This is a genomic window from Lacinutrix sp. Bg11-31 (assembly GCF_002831665.1).
In the GTDB taxonomy this organism is placed as follows: Bacteria; Bacteroidota; Bacteroidia; order Flavobacteriales; family Flavobacteriaceae; genus Lacinutrix.
This window is the reverse complement of the sequence record NZ_CP025118.1, coordinates 886487-908555: the sequence shown is the minus strand read 5'-3', so window position 1 is coordinate 908555 and position 22069 is coordinate 886487. Positions and strand designations below refer to the sequence as shown.

Annotated in this window: 20 protein-coding genes; 6 read left to right on the top strand and 14 right to left on the bottom strand. The window is 31.2% G+C overall.

The window, feature by feature from the left end:
* Positions 1 to 4: 4 nt before the first annotated feature.
* The 3 genes from CW733_RS04210 to CW733_RS04200 all read right to left on the bottom strand — a co-directional run bounded on the left by CW733_RS04210 (position 5) and on the right by CW733_RS04200 (position 6720).
* Entirely contained in the window at positions 5 to 2842 is a 2838-nt protein-coding gene (locus tag CW733_RS04210; RefSeq protein WP_100996010.1) for an NTP/NDP exchange transporter, read from the bottom strand.
* An 11-nt stretch (positions 2843 to 2853) separates the two neighbouring features.
* The gene (locus tag CW733_RS04205) at positions 2854 to 3768 is read right to left on the bottom strand and encodes a serine hydrolase (RefSeq protein ID WP_100996008.1); all 915 of its coding nucleotides are present in this window, start codon (positions 3766 to 3768) and stop codon (positions 2854 to 2856) included.
* A 126-nt stretch (positions 3769 to 3894) separates the two neighbouring features.
* A complete protein-coding gene (locus CW733_RS04200; RefSeq protein ID WP_100996006.1) occupies positions 3895 to 6720 on the bottom strand; it encodes a pitrilysin family protein in 2826 nt (941 codons plus the stop codon).
* Positions 6721 to 6824: 104 nt separating this feature from the next.
* On the opposite strand from CW733_RS04200, the gene CW733_RS04195 reads away from it, so the two are divergent.
* Positions 6825 to 7106, top strand: a complete 282-nt coding sequence (locus tag CW733_RS04195) for a DUF3817 domain-containing protein (protein WP_100996004.1) — start codon at positions 6825 to 6827, stop codon at positions 7104 to 7106.
* A gap of 40 nt (positions 7107 to 7146) precedes the next feature.
* The gene (locus tag CW733_RS04190; RefSeq protein WP_100996002.1) at positions 7147 to 8364 is read left to right on the top strand and encodes a thioredoxin-like domain-containing protein; all 1218 of its coding nucleotides are present in this window, start codon (positions 7147 to 7149) and stop codon (positions 8362 to 8364) included.
* Position 8365: 1 nt separating this feature from the next.
* On the opposite strand, the gene CW733_RS04185 is transcribed toward CW733_RS04190, so the two are convergent.
* Positions 8366 to 8755 (bottom strand): acyl-CoA thioesterase, encoded by a 390-nt coding sequence (locus tag CW733_RS04185; RefSeq protein WP_100996000.1) that lies wholly within the window; start codon positions 8753 to 8755, stop codon positions 8366 to 8368.
* A gap of 3 nt (positions 8756 to 8758) precedes the next feature.
* Positions 8759 to 9652, bottom strand: a complete 894-nt coding sequence (locus CW733_RS04180) for a DUF72 domain-containing protein (RefSeq protein WP_100995998.1) — start codon at positions 9650 to 9652, stop codon at positions 8759 to 8761.
* Positions 9653 to 9909: 257 nt separating this feature from the next.
* Between CW733_RS04180 and CW733_RS04175 the strand changes: the two genes are divergently transcribed.
* The 3 genes from CW733_RS04175 to CW733_RS04165 all read left to right on the top strand — a co-directional run bounded on the left by CW733_RS04175 (position 9910) and on the right by CW733_RS04165 (position 15510).
* Positions 9910 to 10350 (top strand): hypothetical protein, encoded by a 441-nt coding sequence (locus tag CW733_RS04175; protein ID WP_100995996.1) that lies wholly within the window; start codon positions 9910 to 9912, stop codon positions 10348 to 10350.
* 10 nt (positions 10351 to 10360) lie between these two features.
* Positions 10361 to 14986: a gliding motility-associated C-terminal domain-containing protein gene (locus CW733_RS04170; protein ID WP_100995994.1), complete on the top strand. Its 4626-nt coding sequence runs from the start codon at positions 10361 to 10363 to the stop codon at positions 14984 to 14986.
* A 107-nt stretch (positions 14987 to 15093) separates the two neighbouring features.
* On the top strand, positions 15094 to 15510 hold the full coding sequence (locus tag CW733_RS04165; protein ID WP_100995992.1) for a glyoxalase: 417 nt from the start codon (positions 15094 to 15096) through the stop codon (positions 15508 to 15510).
* On the opposite strand, the gene CW733_RS04160 is transcribed toward CW733_RS04165, so the two are convergent.
* The 6 genes from CW733_RS04160 to CW733_RS04140 all read right to left on the bottom strand — a co-directional run bounded on the left by CW733_RS04160 (position 15507) and on the right by CW733_RS04140 (position 19110).
* On the bottom strand, positions 15507 to 16181 hold the full coding sequence (locus CW733_RS04160; protein ID WP_100995989.1) for a DUF2461 domain-containing protein: 675 nt from the start codon (positions 16179 to 16181) through the stop codon (positions 15507 to 15509). The two genes, CW733_RS04165 and CW733_RS04160, sit on opposite strands and share 4 nt — an antisense overlap.
* Before the next feature lie 93 nt (positions 16182 to 16274).
* Positions 16275 to 16415 (bottom strand): hypothetical protein, encoded by a 141-nt coding sequence (locus CW733_RS16510; RefSeq protein WP_198520104.1) that lies wholly within the window; start codon positions 16413 to 16415, stop codon positions 16275 to 16277.
* Between the two features lie 102 nt (positions 16416 to 16517).
* The gene (locus tag CW733_RS04155; protein WP_100995987.1) at positions 16518 to 16673 is read right to left on the bottom strand and encodes a DUF1328 domain-containing protein; all 156 of its coding nucleotides are present in this window, start codon (positions 16671 to 16673) and stop codon (positions 16518 to 16520) included.
* 48 nt (positions 16674 to 16721) lie between these two features.
* On the bottom strand, positions 16722 to 17621 hold the full coding sequence (locus CW733_RS04150; RefSeq protein ID WP_100995985.1) for a mechanosensitive ion channel family protein: 900 nt from the start codon (positions 17619 to 17621) through the stop codon (positions 16722 to 16724).
* Between the two features lie 57 nt (positions 17622 to 17678).
* A complete protein-coding gene (locus tag CW733_RS04145; RefSeq protein ID WP_100995983.1) occupies positions 17679 to 18182 on the bottom strand; it encodes a Dps family protein in 504 nt (167 codons plus the stop codon).
* 145 nt (positions 18183 to 18327) lie between these two features.
* Positions 18328 to 19110 carry a hypothetical protein gene (locus CW733_RS04140; RefSeq protein ID WP_100995981.1) on the bottom strand — a complete coding sequence of 261 codons (783 nt, stop codon included), beginning with the start codon at positions 19108 to 19110 and terminating at the stop codon, positions 18328 to 18330.
* A gap of 94 nt (positions 19111 to 19204) precedes the next feature.
* Here CW733_RS04140 and CW733_RS04135 point away from each other — a divergent pair, with 94 nt between their 5' ends.
* Positions 19205 to 19624 (top strand): hypothetical protein, encoded by a 420-nt coding sequence (locus CW733_RS04135; RefSeq protein WP_100995979.1) that lies wholly within the window; start codon positions 19205 to 19207, stop codon positions 19622 to 19624.
* A gap of 34 nt (positions 19625 to 19658) precedes the next feature.
* On the opposite strand, the gene hisIE is transcribed toward CW733_RS04135, so the two are convergent.
* From hisIE to hisA, 3 genes are all read right to left on the bottom strand, one after another.
* Positions 19659 to 20282 (bottom strand): bifunctional phosphoribosyl-AMP cyclohydrolase/phosphoribosyl-ATP diphosphatase HisIE, encoded by a 624-nt coding sequence (gene hisIE, locus CW733_RS04130; RefSeq protein ID WP_100995976.1) that lies wholly within the window; start codon positions 20280 to 20282, stop codon positions 19659 to 19661.
* 132 nt (positions 20283 to 20414) lie between these two features.
* Positions 20415 to 21170, bottom strand: a complete 756-nt coding sequence (hisF, locus tag CW733_RS04125; RefSeq protein WP_100995974.1) for an imidazole glycerol phosphate synthase subunit HisF — start codon at positions 21168 to 21170, stop codon at positions 20415 to 20417.
* Positions 21171 to 21248: 78 nt separating this feature from the next.
* Entirely contained in the window at positions 21249 to 21992 is a 744-nt protein-coding gene (gene hisA / locus CW733_RS04120; protein WP_100995972.1) for a 1-(5-phosphoribosyl)-5-[(5-phosphoribosylamino)methylideneamino]imidazole-4-carboxamide isomerase, read from the bottom strand.
* Positions 21993 to 22069 lie beyond the last annotated feature (77 nt).

The following is a 22069-nucleotide window of genomic DNA, read 5'->3' as shown; positions in this document are numbered from 1 at the left end:
ATAATTAACGTCTAACATCTGTTAAGCTATCAATAGTAGCGTAAACAAAGAATTTCACGTCCTTATTACGATGCTTCTTTAAAGGCATTACAATTGGGACGTATTTTTTATTATCAAGTACTTTAATAAGATGTAACACCTCAAGTTTAACGCGTTTACCTCTTCTTTTAATTAACATCGATAAATATGCTTTTTCAGGAATAATATTAATTTTTAATATTATAGAATCAAAATGATCTTCCTCAATAACAGTATGTTCTATTAATGGAAATACTCTAGACTTTAATTGGGAGTTTAACAGGTTGTCTAAGAACTCTAAGGCATTAACTCTTGCTTCTTTAACTTCACTAAAAAGACCAGAATAAGTAACTCCAATATCTGCTTCATCGTAAACCAAACTTAGCAGCTTAAAAATACACGTTAAGCTTGTTTCTAATTGATCGTCTAAAACGTCTATTAGACTTTGCCTTGCAATAAAAACCTCAGTAACATTATCGTTTCCAGGTTCTAAAAGGGCATGATTAATAGTGTTTTGGATTGATGCGATAGCATCTATAGTGTTTTTATAGTACCTGCTTTCTCTTAATATTACATTCTTAAAAATGCGTTTATTATAAAAAAGCGCTTGATTTTTCTGTCTTAATTTTAATAAAGCTTTTGAAGATTCAAGCCTTATAACAACATCATTACTCTTTAACAATCTTAATAAAATCTTTACAGAATTTTGAGAGTTAAAAGCACTTATTACTTTTGGTAATTGTTGCTTGATATTATCTGCTAAGTTTTCAGACTTGTCTAAATCTAAAATTGTTTTAGTTATTCCTGTACCATAATTTTTTAATGCTTTAACTGCGTTTTTCCTATATTCTTTAATGGATAAATAATTCAACAATTCATCAACAAAACGCTCATTAGCTGTTATTCCTGCTGCTTTAATAGCATGTTTCACTATATATTGATCTCTATTATTTAAATGTACAATTATAAAAGGATAAAACTTCTCAATTCCAGAATATGCAATAGTTACTAATAACTTTGCTACAGCTTCTTTTCTACTAAATCCTTCAGGTGTATTTAAAGTTCTAACATGTTCTGCAATTCTTGAATGCAAATTGTATTTAAGAGATAACTTACTATTGTTTACACCTTCTTTTGCAAGACATAGCAAGGCTGCATTAGAAATATAATCGGTTTCATGATTTAAATACTTATTAAAAAACTCATTAGTATTTATATTAGAATGATGTATAATGTAATTTAAAGCAGTGTAAACTAAATCGTCGTTTTGCTTTGTAACTAGTGCCTCTACTTTATTAATAGCTGTTCCTTTATCGTATTGAAATAATTGTTTTATTGCTTCCGTTTTAACGGCATCCGCTGGATGCTCTAATAAACTTATAATGCTATCCTTTAATGGTATTAGTCTATAGGGATTTAATTGCTCCAAAAGACTTAATATTTCTTTTTCAGCTCCAGAATTTAAAATACGTCTAGCAGCAACTAAGGTTGTTTCGTATTTTTCTCTCTTCTTTGCTTTAGCTTCAACAACTAATGTTTTTTGAATATTAGTTCTAAAGGAATCAAAATAAGCTTCTCGCAATCTGTAAATTAAAAGAATCCATATAAAGACAAAAAAGAGAATTATAATTGTAATATAGGAAGTGCTTAAATCTAATTTCTTTATTAAAAAAATAAGTAAAAAACCAGCAACACCAGTAGCAACACTATCTACTGCAACGTCAATAAATGATTTTGCTTGATTTTTAATATTGTTTGGAATTGGCATTATGGATAACTCTACAGCTGCTTTATTTAGCGATTGCTTAAAACTACCATCGATACCTTTTATAATAACTAAAACCCAAAGTTCTGGAAAAGTTAAAAACAATAAACTACCCAAGGCAATACCTAAAGGTAAAATTAATAATGTAGATGAAACTCCCAAACGGCTTAAAAAGCGGTTTGTAATAAATAACTGAAGTACTAAGGCTATTACATTAAAAGTAGAGAACCAAAAGCCAAAAAAAGAAGCCAATTCATCGGAATCTGTAATGGCTTTATTTGCAAAATCACTAAATTGAAAATCTACCAATTTTGCTACAATAACACTAATACCTGTTATTAAAGCTAAGTAAGTTAAATGCTTAGATTTTAATATAAGTTTGAAAGAAGAATCCTGTACAGTAGACTCGTTATCTTTACGTTGTTTTCTAACATAAGTTGTCATTTTTCGGATTCTCAATCTCCAAATTTTTAGAATAATCGGAATACAGCACAAAATAAGAAGTGCAGCAATAAATATAGCGTATTTATTACCGTAAGAAGATACAATAACACTTGTTAAATAGCCTCCAAACACACCACCTGCTATTGCTCCTGCTCCAATAAACCCAAACAGACGCTTAGCTTCTCTTGCATTAAAGACCATATTGGCAAGGATCCAAAATTGAGATGTTGCAATTACAGCGAAAAGAGAAATACTTAAATAATAAAAATAGAGTAACCCTTTTTCAAGAACATTGTAATGTAAAACGATACTTAATGCAATAAACGCTAAACTAAAAATAACTAAAGAACCAATGGTTACTTTAAGTAAGGAAAATGCTCTAACAGCTCGATTATAAAATATTGAGGTTAGTACAGCAACTAATGCTACTAGCAAATAACCATACGGTAAACTATCTGCTCCAAGTTTATTAACAAATAGAGCGTTAACCGTAGGCTTAACAATTAACAGCACAGTTATAATTATAAAGATATATAACTGCATTAAAAAAGAGATGTATATTTCACCATCTCTTAATCCAAATGTTTTATTAAGTATGTTTTTTAGTAAGGACAACTAAAAGTCTTTTATGTTTTTGCTAAAGAACGTGATTTTTTAAGAACTTTCTCAATTGGTATTACTAAATTTCTAGCAATTTGCTCACCCAAATCGTTTTCTATTAATGCTACAATTATGTACTTTCTTTTTGGTCCCCAAACTAGTGCAGAATCTGCATGAAAATTTTTCCAAGAACCAGATTTTCTATAGACTGTTGCTTTAGGTGCTATTTTATCTAACGTATTAACAAATTTATGATGCAAAGCAGGATTTTTCATTATTTCTAACATTTCCTTAGAGCGTTCAGTATTTACCAAATTACCCATAGCTAGTTGATAATAGAAGCTACAAACTTGTTTTGTAGTTGCAGCATGACTTAATCCTTTCATTGGCTCTGGATGACGTTTTCCTCCTGCTGCATATCGTTTTCCAACCCAAAGTCCTCCACCAACTTCTTCGTCATAAAGTTTGTTTTCTGGTGCTCTTAAAACAGCTTCAATTTTATCGTAACCAACACGATCAATCATACGCGTAGATGCTTGATTGTTAGATTTGCTAATCATTAAACGCATATCCTTACGTACTTCTTTAGTGTCTTTTAATTCACCATTATCTATAGCATCCATTGCTGCTAATAATATTGCGATTTTTGGTAAGCTCGCTGCATACATCATGTGGTCATCATTTAAGCCAGCGTATTTAATATTACATTGGTCTGTTAAATCTACAATAGCAACAGACATCTTCTTATTTTGAATTAGACTCTTCCAAGTGTTATTTTTATAAATTTCAGCTTGAAGAAGGTTTTGCAAGTCTGCATTTTGCAAGTCTGCAATAGGATTAATTCCTTCAGTTGTTTTTAATGGTAATTCGGTTTGTGAAAAACCTAATATACCTAAGAACAATACTACCGTAGAAACCGCATTTTTTATCGTGTTATTCATTTAATTTTTTAAGTTTTAATTGTAACCAATATAGTATACAATATATGTGCCAAAGATGCTGTTTTTTATTCATAATTTAATGTTAATATTTTTAACTTAAATTACTGATTTTTAGATGTTTAAAAACTATAACTTATTGCCATTAATATCTAACTCAACAATTGTCTTTCCAAGCTTCTTAACTTCTTCAAATTGAGTCATTTTATCACCTACAATTACATAAATCATGTCTTCTTCAACTAAATATTTATTAATAATATTTTTATAATCTTCTAAAGTCATATTTACTAGCTCTTCTTGATCGTCTTCCGTAAAAGTTTGAGACAAATTGTACTTACTAATATTCCTAAGCATACTTAATTGCGCTCCAAGACTTTCGAAAGCTCTAGTATTTCCTTTTAAAATTTTGTTTTTGGTAAGTTCTACTTCCGTTTCTGTAAAATCATTAGCATAATTAGTAACCATGTTTTTAATAATCTCTAACGATTTTAAAGTAGCATTCGCTCTTACACTTGTTCTAATTGTAAAAGGTGATACTTCCTTGTTATCTACTATACTTGAATAAGCTCCATATGTATAGCCTTTACCTATTCTTAAAGTTTGAAATAATTTTCCGCTTGAACCACCTCCTAAAATTTCGTTAGCAAAGCTTAAATTATTTGCTTCATCATTTTCTTGAGACAACGCTAATTTGCCTATTAAAACCACAGATTGTTTTGCTCCAGGAAAATCTATAAAATACAATTGATTCTTCTTTGTGCTTTCTGGTAATTGATATTCTGGAATAGCTACACTTTTAGTGTTCCAATTATTTAAAGAAGATAATGTGTTTTTAATAGTTGCTTTGTCTAATGCACCTGCTATATGAAAAGTTGCTTTTTCTGGTGAAAGATTCTTGTAATACGCTTTTAAGTCTTGAATATTAATAACTTTAACAGATTCTTGAGTTCCAGAACTTGGAACCGAAAATATATGATTTTCACCATATATTAACTTATTATAAACCTTAGACGCAATACTATTAGGATTAGCTTCCCTTCCTTTTAAGCTTGTTTCTAAAGCATCTTTAAGTCTATTATACTCGTTCTCGTCCCAACGTGGCTCTAAAATAATCTCTTTTACTAAGGCAATAGTTTCATCGAAATTCTTAGCCAAACAAGAACCTGTAATATGAAAATCTTCAAATGTTGAATACGTGTTAATATTAGCACCTAAAAGACCTATGGCTTCTTCTAAATCTGCCGATGTTTTGTTTACAGTACCTTCCATTATTAAATCGCTTAATAAATTGGCTACTCCAGATTTATTAATTGGGTCTAATGCGTGTCCTCCAGGAATGGTAATATCGAATTGTACTAAAGGCACTTCGTTATTTTCAATACCATAAATTGTTAAGCCATTAGTTAACGTATCTGTCCATACAGATGGAGATTTAAATAATGGTAATTTTCCATAAGCAGGTTCACTTCTATCGTGCTTTGAAGGTGTTTTATCGTAAACAGCTTCGGCACCTTGACTTACTTCTTCGTTAGCGACATCTTTTTTAACTTCTTCAATCCAAACGGTTGCTTTGTCAGCTTCAGCTATAGCCAAATCTAAACTTCCTTTCGGTACAACGCTTGTCATCACATAATTTTTACCTTTAATATATTTGGTAAACACACGCATAATATCTGCTGCAGAAACAGCATTTGTTAATTTTGCTGTTTGTGTTATATAACTTGGATCTCCTTTATACTCATTATCTTCAACTAATTGGAATGCCTTATTTAAAACCGTACTAATTCCTCTATATAAATTGGTTTCTAGTTCTGCTTTAATACGTTTTAAATCACTTTCATTAACACCTTCTTTTTCAAAACGCTTTAAACCTTGATCTATAGCCGTTTTTACATTATCTAAATCTACATCTGCATTTGCACGCACTATAAAAACAAACTCTCCTGCTAATTCGCTACTACTTTGATAGGTTCCAACGCTAGGTGCTAATTTTTGTTCTTCAACAATTGTTTTGTAAAGTGGTGCTTTTTTACTTCCGCTTAACAACTGACCTAAAATTTCTAACGCATATTTATCTTGGTTATATTGTTCGACGGTTGGAAACGTCATGCGCAATTCGGGTAGTTTTGCAAAACCATCTTCAAAATACAATGATTTAGTTTTCTCTAAAGTCACTGGCATTGGCTGTAAAGCTTCTACTTCTGGTCCACTTGGTATTTCTCCAAACCATTTCTTAACAAGTGCTTTTGTTTCTGCAATGTCAATATCTCCTGCAATAACTAAAGAGGCGTTACTTGCGCCATAATATTGCTTGTAAAACTCTTTAACATCATCTATAGTTGCAGCTTGTAAATCTGGCAAAGCACCAATTACTGTCCAATTGTATGGATGTGTTTCTGGATATAGGTTTTTACGTTTAATCTCATCTGTATATCCATAAGCTGCATTATCTACTCGCTGACGCTTTTCGTTTTTAACTACTTGCTTTTCGCGTTCTAAAGCTTCTGTAGTTACGGTATTAATCATATATCCAAAACGGTCAGAATCTATCCAAAGAATCTTCTCAAAAGCATCTTTAGGCACCACTTCGTAATATACTGTATAATCGTTAGAAGTTCCACCATTTCTACTTCCTCCCCATTCTGGTATCATTTTTCGGTTGGCACCAACAGGAACATTTTCACTGTCGTTAAAACTCATATGTTCGAAAAAATGAGCAAATCCTGTACGTCCAGGTTTCTCTCTATTTGAACCAACATGCATCATGGTTGCAACCGCTACAATTGGGTCACTATGGTCTTCGTGAAGGATAACTTCGAGTCCATTATCTAGTGTGAATTTTTCATAATCAATTTTAAACTCTTTTTCTTTAGAATCTAATTTTTCAGAATTTGAACAACTAAATAAAAGTGAAATGATGCTTAATAGAAGGATTCGATTTAATAAACGCATGATTATTTTTTTTTGATTTTGATAAAGATAATTATTCTAAATAAATGATGGTTAAAATATGACATTTCTTAACTTTGCTTTTTTTAATTACAAAAAAACAGACTATGCTTAAAGCTTTTAGAATTGTTGCCTTTTTAGAAGGTATTTCATATTTATTATTAATGGCAGCTTCAATATACAAACGTATGCCAGAAGGAAACGATGAATATGTTCAGCATTTAGGTATGCCTCATGGCTTATTATTTGTAGCCTATGTTGCTTTAGCCATTTTCTTACGTTCGACTTATAAGTGGGATACTAAAGCATTTATTATCATTTTATTAGGCTCTCTTGTACCTTTCGGGACTTTCTATGTTGATAAAAAATATTTAAAACCTTTAGCATAATTAAAAATTGTTGTAATATTCGGTTTTAATTATTGAATATATGTCCAATTTCCCTCGTTTTGCTATTGTAATAGCATGTTTTTTATTGTTTCAATGTAATCAGTTTTCTAAATCTGAAGAAGCTTCTACAGTGCAAAGAGAAACTATTGAAAACCAAGATCCTATTAGATTAAATAATGAATTTTTAATTCAAGGCGCTTCTTTTTCACCAGATAATACAAATATTTATCTCTTTAAAGCTGAAGATGATTCTTTCGCATTAGTAGACTCTACTATAATTAATAATACTAAATTTCAGTTTAAAGGTTTAGCTGAAACTCCATCATTATATCGTATTTCGGAAATACGAAATAAAAACAAAGGCTTCCCTTTATTAGTTGATGCTTCAGAAATACATGTGTTTTTAAACAAGCGTATCGATTATTCAACTGCTTCCTCTACTTCTACTGTACAAAAAGAATATCTAGACTACACATCGCAAATGACTGATTTTAAAGACAAAGGCATGTCTTTATATTATGGCTTAAAAGGGAATTTTTCTTCAGAAAACATAAATAAATTAAAACAAGATCGTTTAGCATTGTTTACAGAACAGAACAATTTTATAGAGACCTATATTAAAAAACATTCTAACTCTTATGTCGCTGTTCTATTAGTAAAAGAAAACGTTAGTACATACAATGCAAAAACACTTAGAACATTATATAATGGTTTATCTCAAAATATTCAGGATTTAGATTTTTCGAAATCTATAGACTCATTAATAGTTGAAAAAGAATCTAAAATTGGAGAACGTTTACCTGTTGTAACTGCTAAAAAAAATGAAGAAAATTTTAAAGAAGAATATAGACCAAAGGCTTATAAAATAAGCGGTATAAACCCTTATGGAGAAACTGTATCGTTAAAATCTATACCTAAAGGTAAAGTGATTCTAGTAGATTTTTGGGCAAGTTGGTGTGGACCATGTCGTGCTACAAATCCAAATTTGGTTGCATTACACAAAAAATATAAAAGCCAAGGTTTTGAGATTTTAAGTGTTAGTGAAGATAAGGCTGAAGCACAATGGTTAAACGCTATAGCTACAGACGGCTTAACTTGGGATTACCATGTTATAGACAAGAATAAAAGCATTGCTTTTCGTTATGGTGTAGAATCTATTCCGTTTAAACTATTAATAGATAAAAACGGAAATATTGCTAGTGAAAAAATTTCTGGTCGCGCTTTAGAAACCAGAATTCAGCAGTTATTAAAAGAGTAAATTATTCTTTTAATCTATCACTTATATACTCAGTTTCTGTTTTTCCATGTGCCTTTGGTTTGCCATCATCATCTAGATTAACCATAATAATATCTTCAACAGTGATAATGGTTTCTCGTGTCATCATGTTTCTAACTTCACATTTTAATGTGATTGATGATTTTCCAAAGTTTTTAACCTCCATTCCTATTTCAACAATATCACCTTCTACCGCTTTGCTTTTAAAATTTATTTCACTCATGTACTTGGTCACAATTTTAGAGTTATTTAACTGTACCACAGTATAAAGTGCTGCTTCCTCATCTATCCAAGCCAATAAACGACCTCCAAATAAAGTACCATTAGGATTTAAGTCTTCGGGTTTTACCCATTTTCTTGTGTGAAATCTCATAGTTTAAAATAAGTTTTGTTGCGGTTCGACAGTTGTATCGTTTGGGATTTTTAAATCGTAACCAAGTTCGTTATTTAATTTTTTAATAAAATATGCAGAAAGTAAAGGCGATTCTTTTTCTAAATTTTGATGAATAAAGAAATCTATCTCTTTAACACCTTGTTCTTTCCAGTCTTTTATACGTTCTATCCAATCATCTAATCTAGAATAATCACTTGGGTGGTTTGCACCAACATAACGTACAAAAGCTGTGCTATTTGTTAAACGCATATGCATGATGTCTCTTCTTCCGGCAGTGTCAACAATAATATTTGAAATATTATTTGCTTCTAAAAGTTGATATAGTTCTTCTGCAATTTCTGTATTGTACCAATCTGTATGTCTAAATTCTACTGCTAAAGGAATCTCTTTTGGCCAATTCTCTATAAAATCAACCACACGAGTATAATCTTTAGGCGAAAAATTAGTGTGCATTTGTAAAAATATGGTTCCTAGTTTTTCTTTTAAATTTGAAGCATTATATAAATAGTTTTCAACTACTGCATTAGTATCTTGTAAGCGTTTCCAATGAGAAATCTCTTGATTCAACTTTAGAAAAAACTTAAAATTTGATGGTGTCTTATCATACCATTTTACAAATTGTTCTGCTGGAAATATGCGATAAAAAGTTGCATTTAATTCTATAGAATTGAATTGAGATGAATAATAAGCCAATTCGTCTTTTGTGCCTCTTGGGTAAAAACCTTTAAGGTCTGCTTTATTCCATTTTGCACAGCCAACATATATTTCTGGCACATAATTGTCTTTTACCAAATTAAGCACACGTTTAGTGTCTTTATGGTCTTTTGGTAAAGTAAAGTCTATTAATTCTGGATTGTCTACGTTACCGAATTTCATCTCTTAAAATTTAAATAAAGATAATGCTTTGTTCATTATAAATTTAAGACTTAAAAGATCTATTGTCTTTTATTTCTATAATAAATTTTATAGTTGTTTCTATCGCTCCATTAAGGTAAAAAATGTTCGTTTATTACAGTAACAATACTCTTTATAAGTGTTTTCTTACCACTCATAGAAAAAAAAATAGTTTTCATTATTAATATTTATATATTACATACTTTTATTATTCCTACAAATTTAAACCAAAATTATTCATGAAAACGTACCTAAGTTTCCTTTTAATTTTTTCAACTGCACTTGTTTTTTCTCAAAAGGAAGTTGTTGTAAAAAACAATTGGTCTGTTGTAAAAACTCAAGAGAGCATATTTAAAATAAGTAAGCGTATTGTTGAGGTTAACGACAAAAAGAATGACATATATAAATCTTATTATCAATATAAGTTTGAAAATGAAACCGAAGAAAAATTATCCATAAACTGGAATTTTATTACACAATACAAAAATTTCTCATCTACAAATTTACCAACCAACGAGAACTATCGTGCGTTAACATTAGATCCAGGACAAACTTTTGTTCCTGATTTTCTTGACATAGAACAGAAAAAATTCTTTGTGTTTAATAAATTTCTAAATAGACCCACTAAAGTTTCTTTAGAATCTGTAGAGTTTCATCAATTAAAATATAAATTGCTATAATCTAAACTATATGAAAAAGACATTAATCTTTTTTACCTTTTTACTCCATTTTTCTTTTTTCTCATATGGACAGTGTCCAGATCCAAGTGGTCAAACTTTAATAGCGATAACAGAAACTACAGCCCAGATTAATTGGACTGAAAATGGTACAGCTACCACATGGGAAATAGAAATTGTATTATCTGGAGCAACACCTTCAGGAGCAGGAACAATAATTACAGACAACCCTTATACGGCAAGTAATTTAGTTTCTGGTGAAACTTATGATTTTTATATTCGTTCAGATTGCAATAATAGCAGCAATGGAGAAAGTAATTGGGTAGGACCATTAACAGCAACTACACTATCTTGTATATTCTCTGTAGATTCAAACGAAGTTCCAGAAGGATGTCTGGAATATTGTTTTTATGCTAATGGCGCACAATTTGGTACGTTTTTCGATTTTAATTCAGGTGTATTACCTGTAGGATGGAACTCTTCACCGTTTACCGTTGGAGCTCCATGTATAACAAACATGATTGACAACTCCCCATACTTTTGGGCAGGTGTTACAGATAGTAACAATGAAAGACAAGTAACTACCAATCCATTAGATGTTACTCTTGGAGGAATTATTCAATTTTATATGCGTTATGGGTCAGACGATCCTGATCCTGGTTGTGAAACAGCCGATTTACCCGAAGAAGGAGTAAACCTTCAATACTCAATAGATAATGGTACAACATGGGTAAATATTAATTATTGGCAACCAACTGATGTTTTAACAGATCCTCTTTATGCATGGACTCAATACACAGAAACTATTCCTGTTGCTGCTCAAACAAACAACACCTTATTTAGATGGTATCAATCTGACAACAGTGGTGCTCAATTTGATAATTGGGGTTTAGATAATGTTTTAGTATCTGCTAATACAAACGCTAATTTTAATTGGGATTTTGGAGATGGAAACACATCTACTTCAAGCTCACCTTGTCATAGTTACTCTGCTGAAGGTTCTTATACCGTAACTTTAACTATAGATGCTCCAAACTGTAATAATACAGTAAGTACAGATATTTTTATTGAAGATAATATTGTGCCTACGGCAATTTGCCAAAATACAACTATTAGTTTAGACGTTAATGGAGCCGCTGTTTTAACACCTGCAGAAATAAATAATGGTAGTTTTGATAACTGCGCAATACAAAGTATTACTTTATCCCAAACAGATTTTGATTGTAGCGATGTAGGAACCAATAATATTACAATGACAGTAACAGATATATACGGAAACGTAAGTAGTTGTGATGCTGTAGTTACTGTAAGCTCTAGTATTATAGCTTCTGGATCAATAGTTGCTATACCTCAAACACCTACTTCTGCTGAAATATATTGGACACCTGGCGGAAGTGAAACATCATGGGAAATAGAAATAGTACTTGCAGGAACTACTCCAACTGGTGTAGGTGTAATTACCTCTGCAATTCCTTATCTAGCAACATCTCTATTAGAAAATACAGATTACGAAGTTTATATACAAGCTATTTCTTCATCTGGTTGTTCTGAATGGGAAGGCCCAGTCCCTTTTGATACCAGTTGTTTTGTACAAGCAGTTCCTTATGTAGAAACAGCAGAAACGCAAATTTTAGGAAATGCAGATGATATTGATAACTGTTGGAATGCACAAAACACAAGTTTTAACTGGAGAGCTAATTCTTTTGGGACAACATCTAGCGGAACTGGCCCTAACGCAGCAGCTACAGGTACTAATTATTTTTATACAGAAGCAACAGGTGCAAATACTGGTGACGTAGCTATATTACTATCTCCATTTTTTGATTTAACAACATCAACAAATACTTTCTTGCATTTTAACTACCATATGTATGGAGCAAGTATGGGAGAATTACACGTTGATTTATTTAATGGTACCACTTGGATAAATGATGTTTTCTTGATTAGTGGAGAACAACAAACATCTAATAATGCAAATTGGATTCAACAATTTATAGATATTAGTATTTACGAAACGGTTGATAACTTTCAAGTACGCTTTAGAGGTGTAAGAGGAAATGATTTCACGTCTGACATGGCTATAGACGATATTACTATAGAAAGTCTAACGTGTCCAGCTCCAATTAATTTTGCTCTCGCAAATACAACTGGCACATCAGTAGATTTAAGCTGGACAGAAACGGGATCTGCAACACAATGGGAAATTGAAGTTGTACCATCAGGTACTACTCCAACTGGAACAGGAACTTTAGTTTCTACTAATCCATATACAGTTACTGGTCTTTTGTCTTCAACACTCTACGATTTTTATATTCGCGCATTCTGTGGAACTGGAGATCAAAGTTTATGGGTTGGCCCTATCACTTACCAAACACCTTGTGGAGTATTTGCTGTACCTTATGTAGAACCTGTTGAAACACAAATAACAGGAAGTGCAGATGCTATTGAAGAATGTTGGTCTGCTTCAAATAACACCAACTTTCAATGGGAAGCAAATAGTAATGGTACAACATCCTCAAACACAGGACCCAGTTCTGCAGCCAATGGTATTAATTATTTTTATACCGAAGCAACTGGTGCTAATACTGGAGATGTTGCCGAATTATATTCACCTCTATTTGATTTAACAACATCAACAAACACCTTCTTGCATTTTAACTATCATATGTATGGAGCAGATATGGGAGAATTACATGTTGATTTTAATAACGGAACAACGTGGATTAACGATGTTTTTGTATTAACTGGACAACAACATTCCTCTAGTAATGCTGCATGGATTCAAGAGTTTATTGATATAAGTACCTATGAAACTGTAGCTAACTTTCAAGTACGTTTTAGAGGAATAAGAGGAAATGATTTTACATCAGATATGGCGATAGATGATATTACCATAGAGAGTATTGTAACAATTTGTAATGATATTAGTTTTGATGCTTGTCCTACAGATATTATAATTCCAACAGATAATGGACAGTGTTATGCAATTCCAAATTATACAATTCCAAATGTTATAGATAATTGTGATGCAACTAACACTGCAATTACACTTTCTCAAGGATTACCTCCTAATGGACAATTTCCAATAGGTACAACAACTGTAGAATACACAGCATCAAATTCTGCTGGAACAACAATTATCTGTTCTTTCGATGTAACAGTTACAGATCCTTTTACTGGATTAAATATTCAAGCCTCAGAAACAATTATTTCAAATACGGTAACATTGTGTAATAGTAACACTGTAGATTTTTCTACTACTGGCGGAAATTTTGATGGCTCTGAAACTTATGAATGGCAATTAAATGGCACTTCAATACCTGGAGAAATCACGAATACACTTTCTAGTATTGCTATTGCTGGAAACTATACGGTTGTTATAAGCTTAGGCACATGTTCTCAATCATTTATGCTAACTGTGTCTCAATTTGTTGCCCAAGCGGCTTTTACTTTTAACAATTTAGAATGTGATGGAGCTACAACAACTATAACCGGAACAACTGGAGGCTTATTTACATTTGATACGGCTCCTACAGATGGTGCTTTATTAGATACTAATACAGGAACCATAAGTAATGGAACTAGTGGAGCAACTTATAGTGTAACTTACACTACACCTTTAATAGGGTCTTGTCAAGAAAGTTCAACAGAAACTGTTACACTACTTAATTTAGATGATGCTGGTTTTTCTTTTAATAATCCAAACTGTGATGAAGCTACTGTATCAATTACTGGTCTATCTGGAGGGACATTTACATTTACCAATACACCAACAAATGGTGCTTTATTAGATGTAAACACAGGTGCAATTAGTAATGGAACTAGTGGTGAAACTTACAGTATAACTTATACTACACCAGCAGGAACTTGCCAAGAAAGTTCAATAGAAACTATAACGCTACTTAATTTAGACGATGCTTCTTTTTCTTTTAACAGTCCAGAATGTAATGAAGCTACAGTATCCCTTACTGGCATATCTGGCGGAACATTTACATTTGCTAACACACCAACAGATGGAGCGTTATTAAATGCAAATACAGGAATGATAAGTAATGGAACTAGTGATCAAACTTATACTGTAACTTACACTACTCCTTCAGGATCTTGTCAAGACAGTGTTACCAAAAGTATTACTTTATTATCTTTAGATGATGCAAGTTTCTATATTGATCCGGATTCAATTAGTTGCTACTCTGCTAACTTAATTATTACTGGTTCAACTGTAGGTGTTTTTAGTTTTGATCCTCACCCAAATGACGATGCTGTAATTAACCAAACTACAGGAGAAGTTACTGATACAACTCCAAATAGCACATACACAATCGTTTACACAACAAATGAAACCTGTAGTAATTCTGAAGCGATTACCTATACAACTCCAGATAATTGTATAATTCCTCAAGGTATTTCACCTAATAATGATACTATTAATGATTACTTTGATGTTGCTTGGCTTAAAGCTACTAATATTAATATCTTCAATAGATATGGTACTAAAGTTTATGAAAAAGCTAATTATCGCGACGAATGGAATGGAGTTTCTAATGATAATCTAGAGCTTCCTGTAGGAACCTACTTTTACGTTATTGAACTAGAAGACAATAAAACTATAACTGGATGGGTTTATATTAATAGATAGACTCTTGATAGACTCTTGATTTATATGTTAATAATAACGTTAACAAATATTTAGACTGCTTAATGTGTAAGTGATTTTTATTATTAATTTTATAAAAAAACTTACATATGGCAACTAGAGACTTACAATTATTAGACATTAGACCAATAATAAATTCTATTAAAACAAGTGGTAATACAAGTAAAGGCGAGCGTTTTCAAAACGTTACGTTGCGCCCAATTATTAAACTACAAAATGATTTATTTGTTGCTGTTTTTAGAAATTACATTGCAAAACATAAAAATGTATTTTATGAGTTTACTTTAGAAAAAAGGCTGCACTATATAGATAATGCTTTGCACAAAGACATCAAGTTTAGAAATTCGATTAAAGGAATGATAATTGGCCAGTTTACAACTGAAGAATATTTACTTTACATAGAAAACTCATCTGCATTAAATAAACGCATGATGAATATTGTTATACAACGCTTGCAAAGCAATATTCAACTATTCGAAAAAGTTAAAATTGCTGCAACTGTTTAGTCATCTATTAATGAAACACCATTTAAATCTGTAGTTAAAATAGCGCTCATATAATTGAAATATGGTCGTATGGTTTTAAAACCATTATCGATAATATCAATTAATTCTTTGCTTTGTATCTCTTTATCAGTAAGCTTTTTAGTAAAAATAAATTGTTTTCGCCTTATCAAATCAATTGCTTTATGCTCCTTATCGAAACCTTTTGGAGCTGTTTTTAATTCGTCTCCTTCTAATTCTCCCCAAACAGATTTAAAGGTTTTATTCTTTATTATTGTTCTTATTTCCTCATCGTCCATTTCAAATTCTTTTCTAATTCGTAATAGATCTTCTTTTGCAGGATCCCAAAAACCTGTAGCGATAAAGCTTTCGTTATTAGGTTGAATATGAAAATAATAACCACCACGTAATCTGGGTTTTACTCTATGAAAAGAACCACTAAGATGTGTTTTATAAGGTAGTTTGTTTTTAGAAAAACGGACATCGCGATAAATCCTAAAAACTTTTACCTTATCTGTCTCATCATGAACATTTAATCTTTCGTTTATTGTATTGTAAAAATTTTTAACCTCTGTTTCTAATGTTTTAAATTCTGGTTTATTATCGTTAAACCAGTCTCGGTTGTTATTCTTTTCTAATTTTTTTAAAAAATTAAATACGTTTTTTGAAATCATAAACTGAGTTTGAAATTGAATTATAAAAATACAAAAAAAGTCTCAGTTTTAAATTCTGAAACTGAGACTATATCTAAAAACTTAACACTAAAATTAATCAACTACATCTTCAATGTCATCCGCAACATCTTCAACGGCATTTTCTATCTTGTCTCCAGTTGATTCTTCTCTACAGCTTGATAAAGCTATAGACATTGTAAATAAGGCTATAAATAAATATGGTATTTTTTTCATTTTTTGTTATTTTTTTAATCGTTAAGCATTATAATAAATTTACAATTAAACTAAATATCTCTATTAAAAAAATTGATTTATTTTTCATAATAATTATAAAAATTATCGCTTTCCTCTAATTAAGGATAGCACAAATAATACTAAAAATATAAAGAAACATATTTTAGCAACTCCTGATGCTGCTCCTGCTATACCTCCAAATCCTAAGACTCCAGCTATAATTGCAATAATGATAAATGTAATGGTCCAACGTAACATGTTTTTTTTGTTTTAAATGGTTAAATAATTGCTTACAAAAACTAATTTTTAGCTTTGAGAAAATTCCAATTCCTTACTATGATCTAAGCTTAATTTGTTATCAAATTGTAGCGTTCTAATAGGAAATGGTATATTAATATCTTTTTTATCGTAAGCCTTTTTAATTTCTATAATGGCTTTGCTTTTTGCCTTTAATTTTTCTAATGCGTTTTCAGAATCTATCCAAAATCGACATAAATAATTTATAGAACTTCCGCCATATTCTGTATAATAGAACTCCACCTCTTCAGGCGAATTAATTTGATCGAATGTATCTGCAATAGTTTGTTTTGTTAATGCTTCAACTTCATCAAGATCTGACTCATATCCTACTCCACATTCTAAAAATATTCTCATTTTTGTAGTTAAAGAATAATTTTTAACTGGGTTTTCTAGTATAGATTTGTTAGGAATAAGGACTAAATTATTATCTGCCTCTTTAACAACAAAGTTTTTTAAACTAATCTCAACAACTTCTCCCGAAAACCCATTAGTTTCTACCCAGTTCCCTAATTCTATGCTCTTTCTAAAACTTAACACAATACCTGCAAAAGTATTACTAAGCGTCCCTTGTAAAGCTAAACCTATAACCAAACCAGAGACACCTGCTGCTCCAATTAGTGTTTCTAATGTTTTACTTAAATTCATTATACCTAAAGCAAGAAATAACCCTACTGCAATAATTGTAATACCAGATATTTTAGTAATTATATTTACTAAAGAATCTTGTTTTACTTTTTTAGAAATTAGTTTTCCTATTAATCGCGAAACGTATTTAGAAATGTAATAAAATACTACAAGTACTATAATTGCAATAACAAGATTTGGTAAGTTTTCTAAAAAGGCATTTAACCAGCCTATTAATTTACTTGATATTAGTTCGTATGCTGTGTTTAATTGGTCTGTCATGTATTCTCTAAAGTTTAAAATTAATATTTAGTGTATTTGTGGATTACTCTAAAAACATTAATTTTTAACTTCTTCAAGAATTGACTCTTCTCTATAATTTTTTGACCAAGCATTCAACTGCCAACTTGTTTTTTCTAACTCACGAATATAAGCTCCAATTAAATCTATAGTTCCTTCGTCTTTTGCTGATTCAGCTTTAGCAACAACTTGAGACATTTGTGCTAACATTATTTTATGATCATTTAATAATTCTCCAATCATATCTTTATCCGAAATCATTACTGAAGCTTCAGACAAGGATGATATTTTAAGGTAGTCGCTAAACTTACTTACTGGATGATGCCTTAAAGTTAAAATGCGCTCGGCTATCTCATCTACTTTAGTTTTTGCTTCACTATACATATTTTCGAACTGTTTGTGTAAATCAAAAAAATTTCGTCCTTGTACATTCCAATGAAAGCTTTTTAATTTTTGGTAGTATAAATTGTAGTCTGATAATAATGTATTTAATTCCATTACTACTGGTAATAATTTTTCATCTTGCATATTCAAATAACTCATAATTAATAGTTTGTATTTTGGTTCCCTATTAATATAAGCGTATAAGTAATTTTGTCAAGTGATTTAACGGCCTTTAACGTTATGAAAAAAAAATTAACATAAATTATGTTAAAGAAGCATGAGGTTTGTTAACACAATTAACACTTTATTCGAATTGAAGGCTTTTAAGAATTAAACCTGAAGCTGGTGCAATATACTCCATTCTTATAGTGTTTTCGGGTACTAAAGAGTCTTCAATATCTTTTATGGTAAGCTTACCTTTACCTAAATCTATTAAAGTCCCCATCATTAATCGAATTTGGTTTCTCATAAAACCTTTACCTCTAACTCTTAATAAATAAGTTCTCTTTGGAAAGAAACTAGCCGTGTAAATATCGTTTTCTACAATCTCGCAAGTTAAGATCGTACGTGTATAAATTCCGTTGTCTGATGGTTTATAGCAATATGTTTTTAAGTAATTTTCTCCTTCAAAAAGTTTCGCGCCTTGTTTCATTAATTCAACATCCAAACCATCTAAAATGGTTGTTAATATTGGAGCACAAAATGGATGAAACTTATCTCCACAAGCAAACAAATACAAGTATTCTTTAATTTTTGAACTTTGAATAATATTGAATTTAGCATCAACCTCTTCAATAGTTAATGCACGAATATCTTGAGGTAAATTTCTATTGAATAACTCTAAAAAAACATCAAAATCTTCAATTGGTTCGTATAAAAACAACTCAATAGCAGTTTCTTCGGCAGAGACCATTGCATCTGTTCGTCCAGAAGCCAAGCTTTTAAAACGCTTACCTTCCATTATAAAATTCAATGTGCGATCCACCATTAAATGCAATGTTTTTACATTGGGCTGTTTTTGCCAACCGTGAAAGCGATAGCCTAAATATTGAATCTTAATAAGGTAAAAGTACTTCTTTGTGAACATTGCTAAATATTGACTTCGAAAATAATCTATAAAACGATGTTAAGCAAAATTTATATAACTTGTATTTTCAATAACTAACTAAAAAATAAATATTATGACAGTAAACTCAACACAAAAACCACCAATTTGGTTCTGGATAGTAACCGTAATTGGTCTTATTTGGAACGGAATGGGAGTTAATCACTACTTGCAACAAGCTTACAATACAGAAAGCTTTAGAAATATGTATACTCAAGAACAATTAGACATTGTAGCCAATACTCCAACTTGGGTAACAGCTGCTTTTGCTATTGCTGTATTTGCAGGCTTCTTTGGTTTTGTATTTATATTACTAAGAAAAAAACTTGGATACACTTTAATGCTATTATCCCTTTTGGCAGTAATTATCCAAATGAGCCATATCCTTATTAGTGGTAACGCAAGTAGCATTGGTATGACGATTATGATTATCGTTTTCGCTATAATTTTTGTTGTTTTAGCAAGACTATTTAGTGTAAAAGGTTGGATTAAATAGAAAACGAACAAAACACTATTAAAAGCATCAATCTCTAAATTTTAAGTTTGATGCTTTTCTGTTTTTCTCTACTTTTTAAAACAGAAACTACATCATTGAGTTTAAACCCTTTTGCTTGTAACAACATTAAATAATGAAATAGTAAATCTGCACTTTCACTTAAAAACAAGTCGTCGTTGTTATCCATTGCTTCAATAACAACTTCTACAGCCTCCTCACCTACTTTTTGAGCTACTTTATTAATACCTGAAGCAAATAATGAAGCTACATAAGATTTCTCTGCATCTCCGGCTTTTACTCTGCTTTCAATAGTGTTTTCTAATTTTGAAATAAAACCAAAATTCTCAGTATTTTCATCATTCCAGCACGTATCTGTTCCTTTATGGCATGTTGGTCCTTTTGGATTTACCTGAATTAATAACGTATCGTTATCGCAATCCAGTTTTATATCTACTAAATTTAAAACGTTTCCGCTTTCTTCTCCTTTAGTCCACAAACGATTTTTAGTTCTACTAAAAAAGGTTACTAATTTAGTTTCCTTCGTTTTATTGAACGCTTCTTCGTTCATATAACCCAACATTAACACGTTTTTTGTTGTTGCGTCTTGTATAATTGCTGGCACTAAACCATCGTTGTTTTTATTGAAATCTATATTCATTTTGTTTTATTATTTACGCCAGTTCTAATCACATTGTGTTTTCTACAATTTAGTATCAAAAGCCATTTTTAAAAGCTTCTCGATACACTTTGTTCATGCTTCACAAATCACTCGAAGTGACATTATGTACAACTATAATCGTACTGCTATATTATTTTCTTTTAATGCTTCTTTTAATTCTGAAATTGGTATTTCTCCAAAATGAAATACACTCGCAGCCAAAGCAGCATCTGCCTTTCCTTTTTTGAAAGTATCAACAAAATGCTGAATAGTTCCTGCTCCACCTGAAGCTATAATTGGAATATTTAACGCTTCAGATAATTTTGCTAAAGCATCGTTTGCAAAACCATCCTTTGTACCATCGTTATCCATAGACGTAAACAAAATCTCTCCTGCTCCACGTTGTTCTACTTCTTTTGCCCAATCGAATAAATTTAGTTTCGTTGGAATAGTTCCTCCTGCTAAATGCACAATCCAATTACCATCTACATTTTTAGCATCTATAGCAACAACAACACACTGACTTCCAAATTTATTTGCCAATTCGTTAACCAATTCAGGTCTTTTTATTGCTGAGGAATTTATAGAAATCTTGTCTGCTCCACACTTTAATAAAGCGTCTACATCTTCAATACTCGAAATTCCACCACCAACTGTAAACGGAATATTTACGTGTTCGGCGACTTTTAAAACCATATCATGCATGGTTTTTCTACCTTCTAATGTTGCAGAAATATCAAGAAACACTAACTCATCCGCTCCTTTTAAAGCATATTGCTTGGCTAATTCTACAGGATCTCCAGCATCTCGTAAATCGACAAAGTTTACGCCTTTTACTGTTCGTCCGTTTTTAATATCTAAGCAAGGTATTATTCGTTTTGTAAGCATTTTTATATGTTCGTCATTGCGAAGAACGAAGCAATCTGTTTCTCAATTAAGAGATTGCTTCGTTCCTCGCAATGATACTTATTTATTAATTATATAATTCTCTAATTGTTTTAAGCTAATTCTGTTTTCATAAATTGCTTTTCCAATAATAACACCTTCACAACCCAATTCTGCTAATTTAGGCAACTCATCGAAAGTTGAAATTCCTCCCGAAGCTATTAATTTAATAGATTCTTCGCTTTGCTCTGAGTGACAACCCTTTAAAATACGCTCATACAGCTCAAAACTAGGGCCTTCAAGCATACCATCTTTAGAAATATCTGTGCAAATAACGTAACTTACTCCTTTTGCTTGATACTCTTTAATAAAAGGAATTACTTTTAAATCACTTTCTTCTAACCAACCACTAATAGCAATGTTTTCGTTATTACAGTCGGCTCCAAGAATAATTTTATCGCTTCCAAACTTAATTAACCATTCTTGAAAAATCTCAGGATTTTTAACTGCAATACTTCCTCCTGTAATTTGAGAAGCACCAGAATTAAAAGCTATTTTTAAATCTTCATCGGTTTTTAATCCGCCTCCAAAATCTATTTTCAATTTGGTTTTAGCTGCTATTTGCTCTAAAACCTTATGATTAATAATGTGTTTTGCTTTTGCGCCATCTAAATCTACAACGTGCAAATACTGGATTCCTGCACCTTCAAAAGACTTAGCTACTTCTAACGGACTCTCGTTGTATATTTTCTTTGTGTTATAATCTCCCTTACTTAAACGAACACATTTTCCGTCTATAATATCTATTGCTGGTATTATTCTCATGTTTACTTCCCACGAAAATGGGAATCTGTTTTAATTAATACTTATTCTTTTATTGTGGATTCCGCATCAAGTGCGAA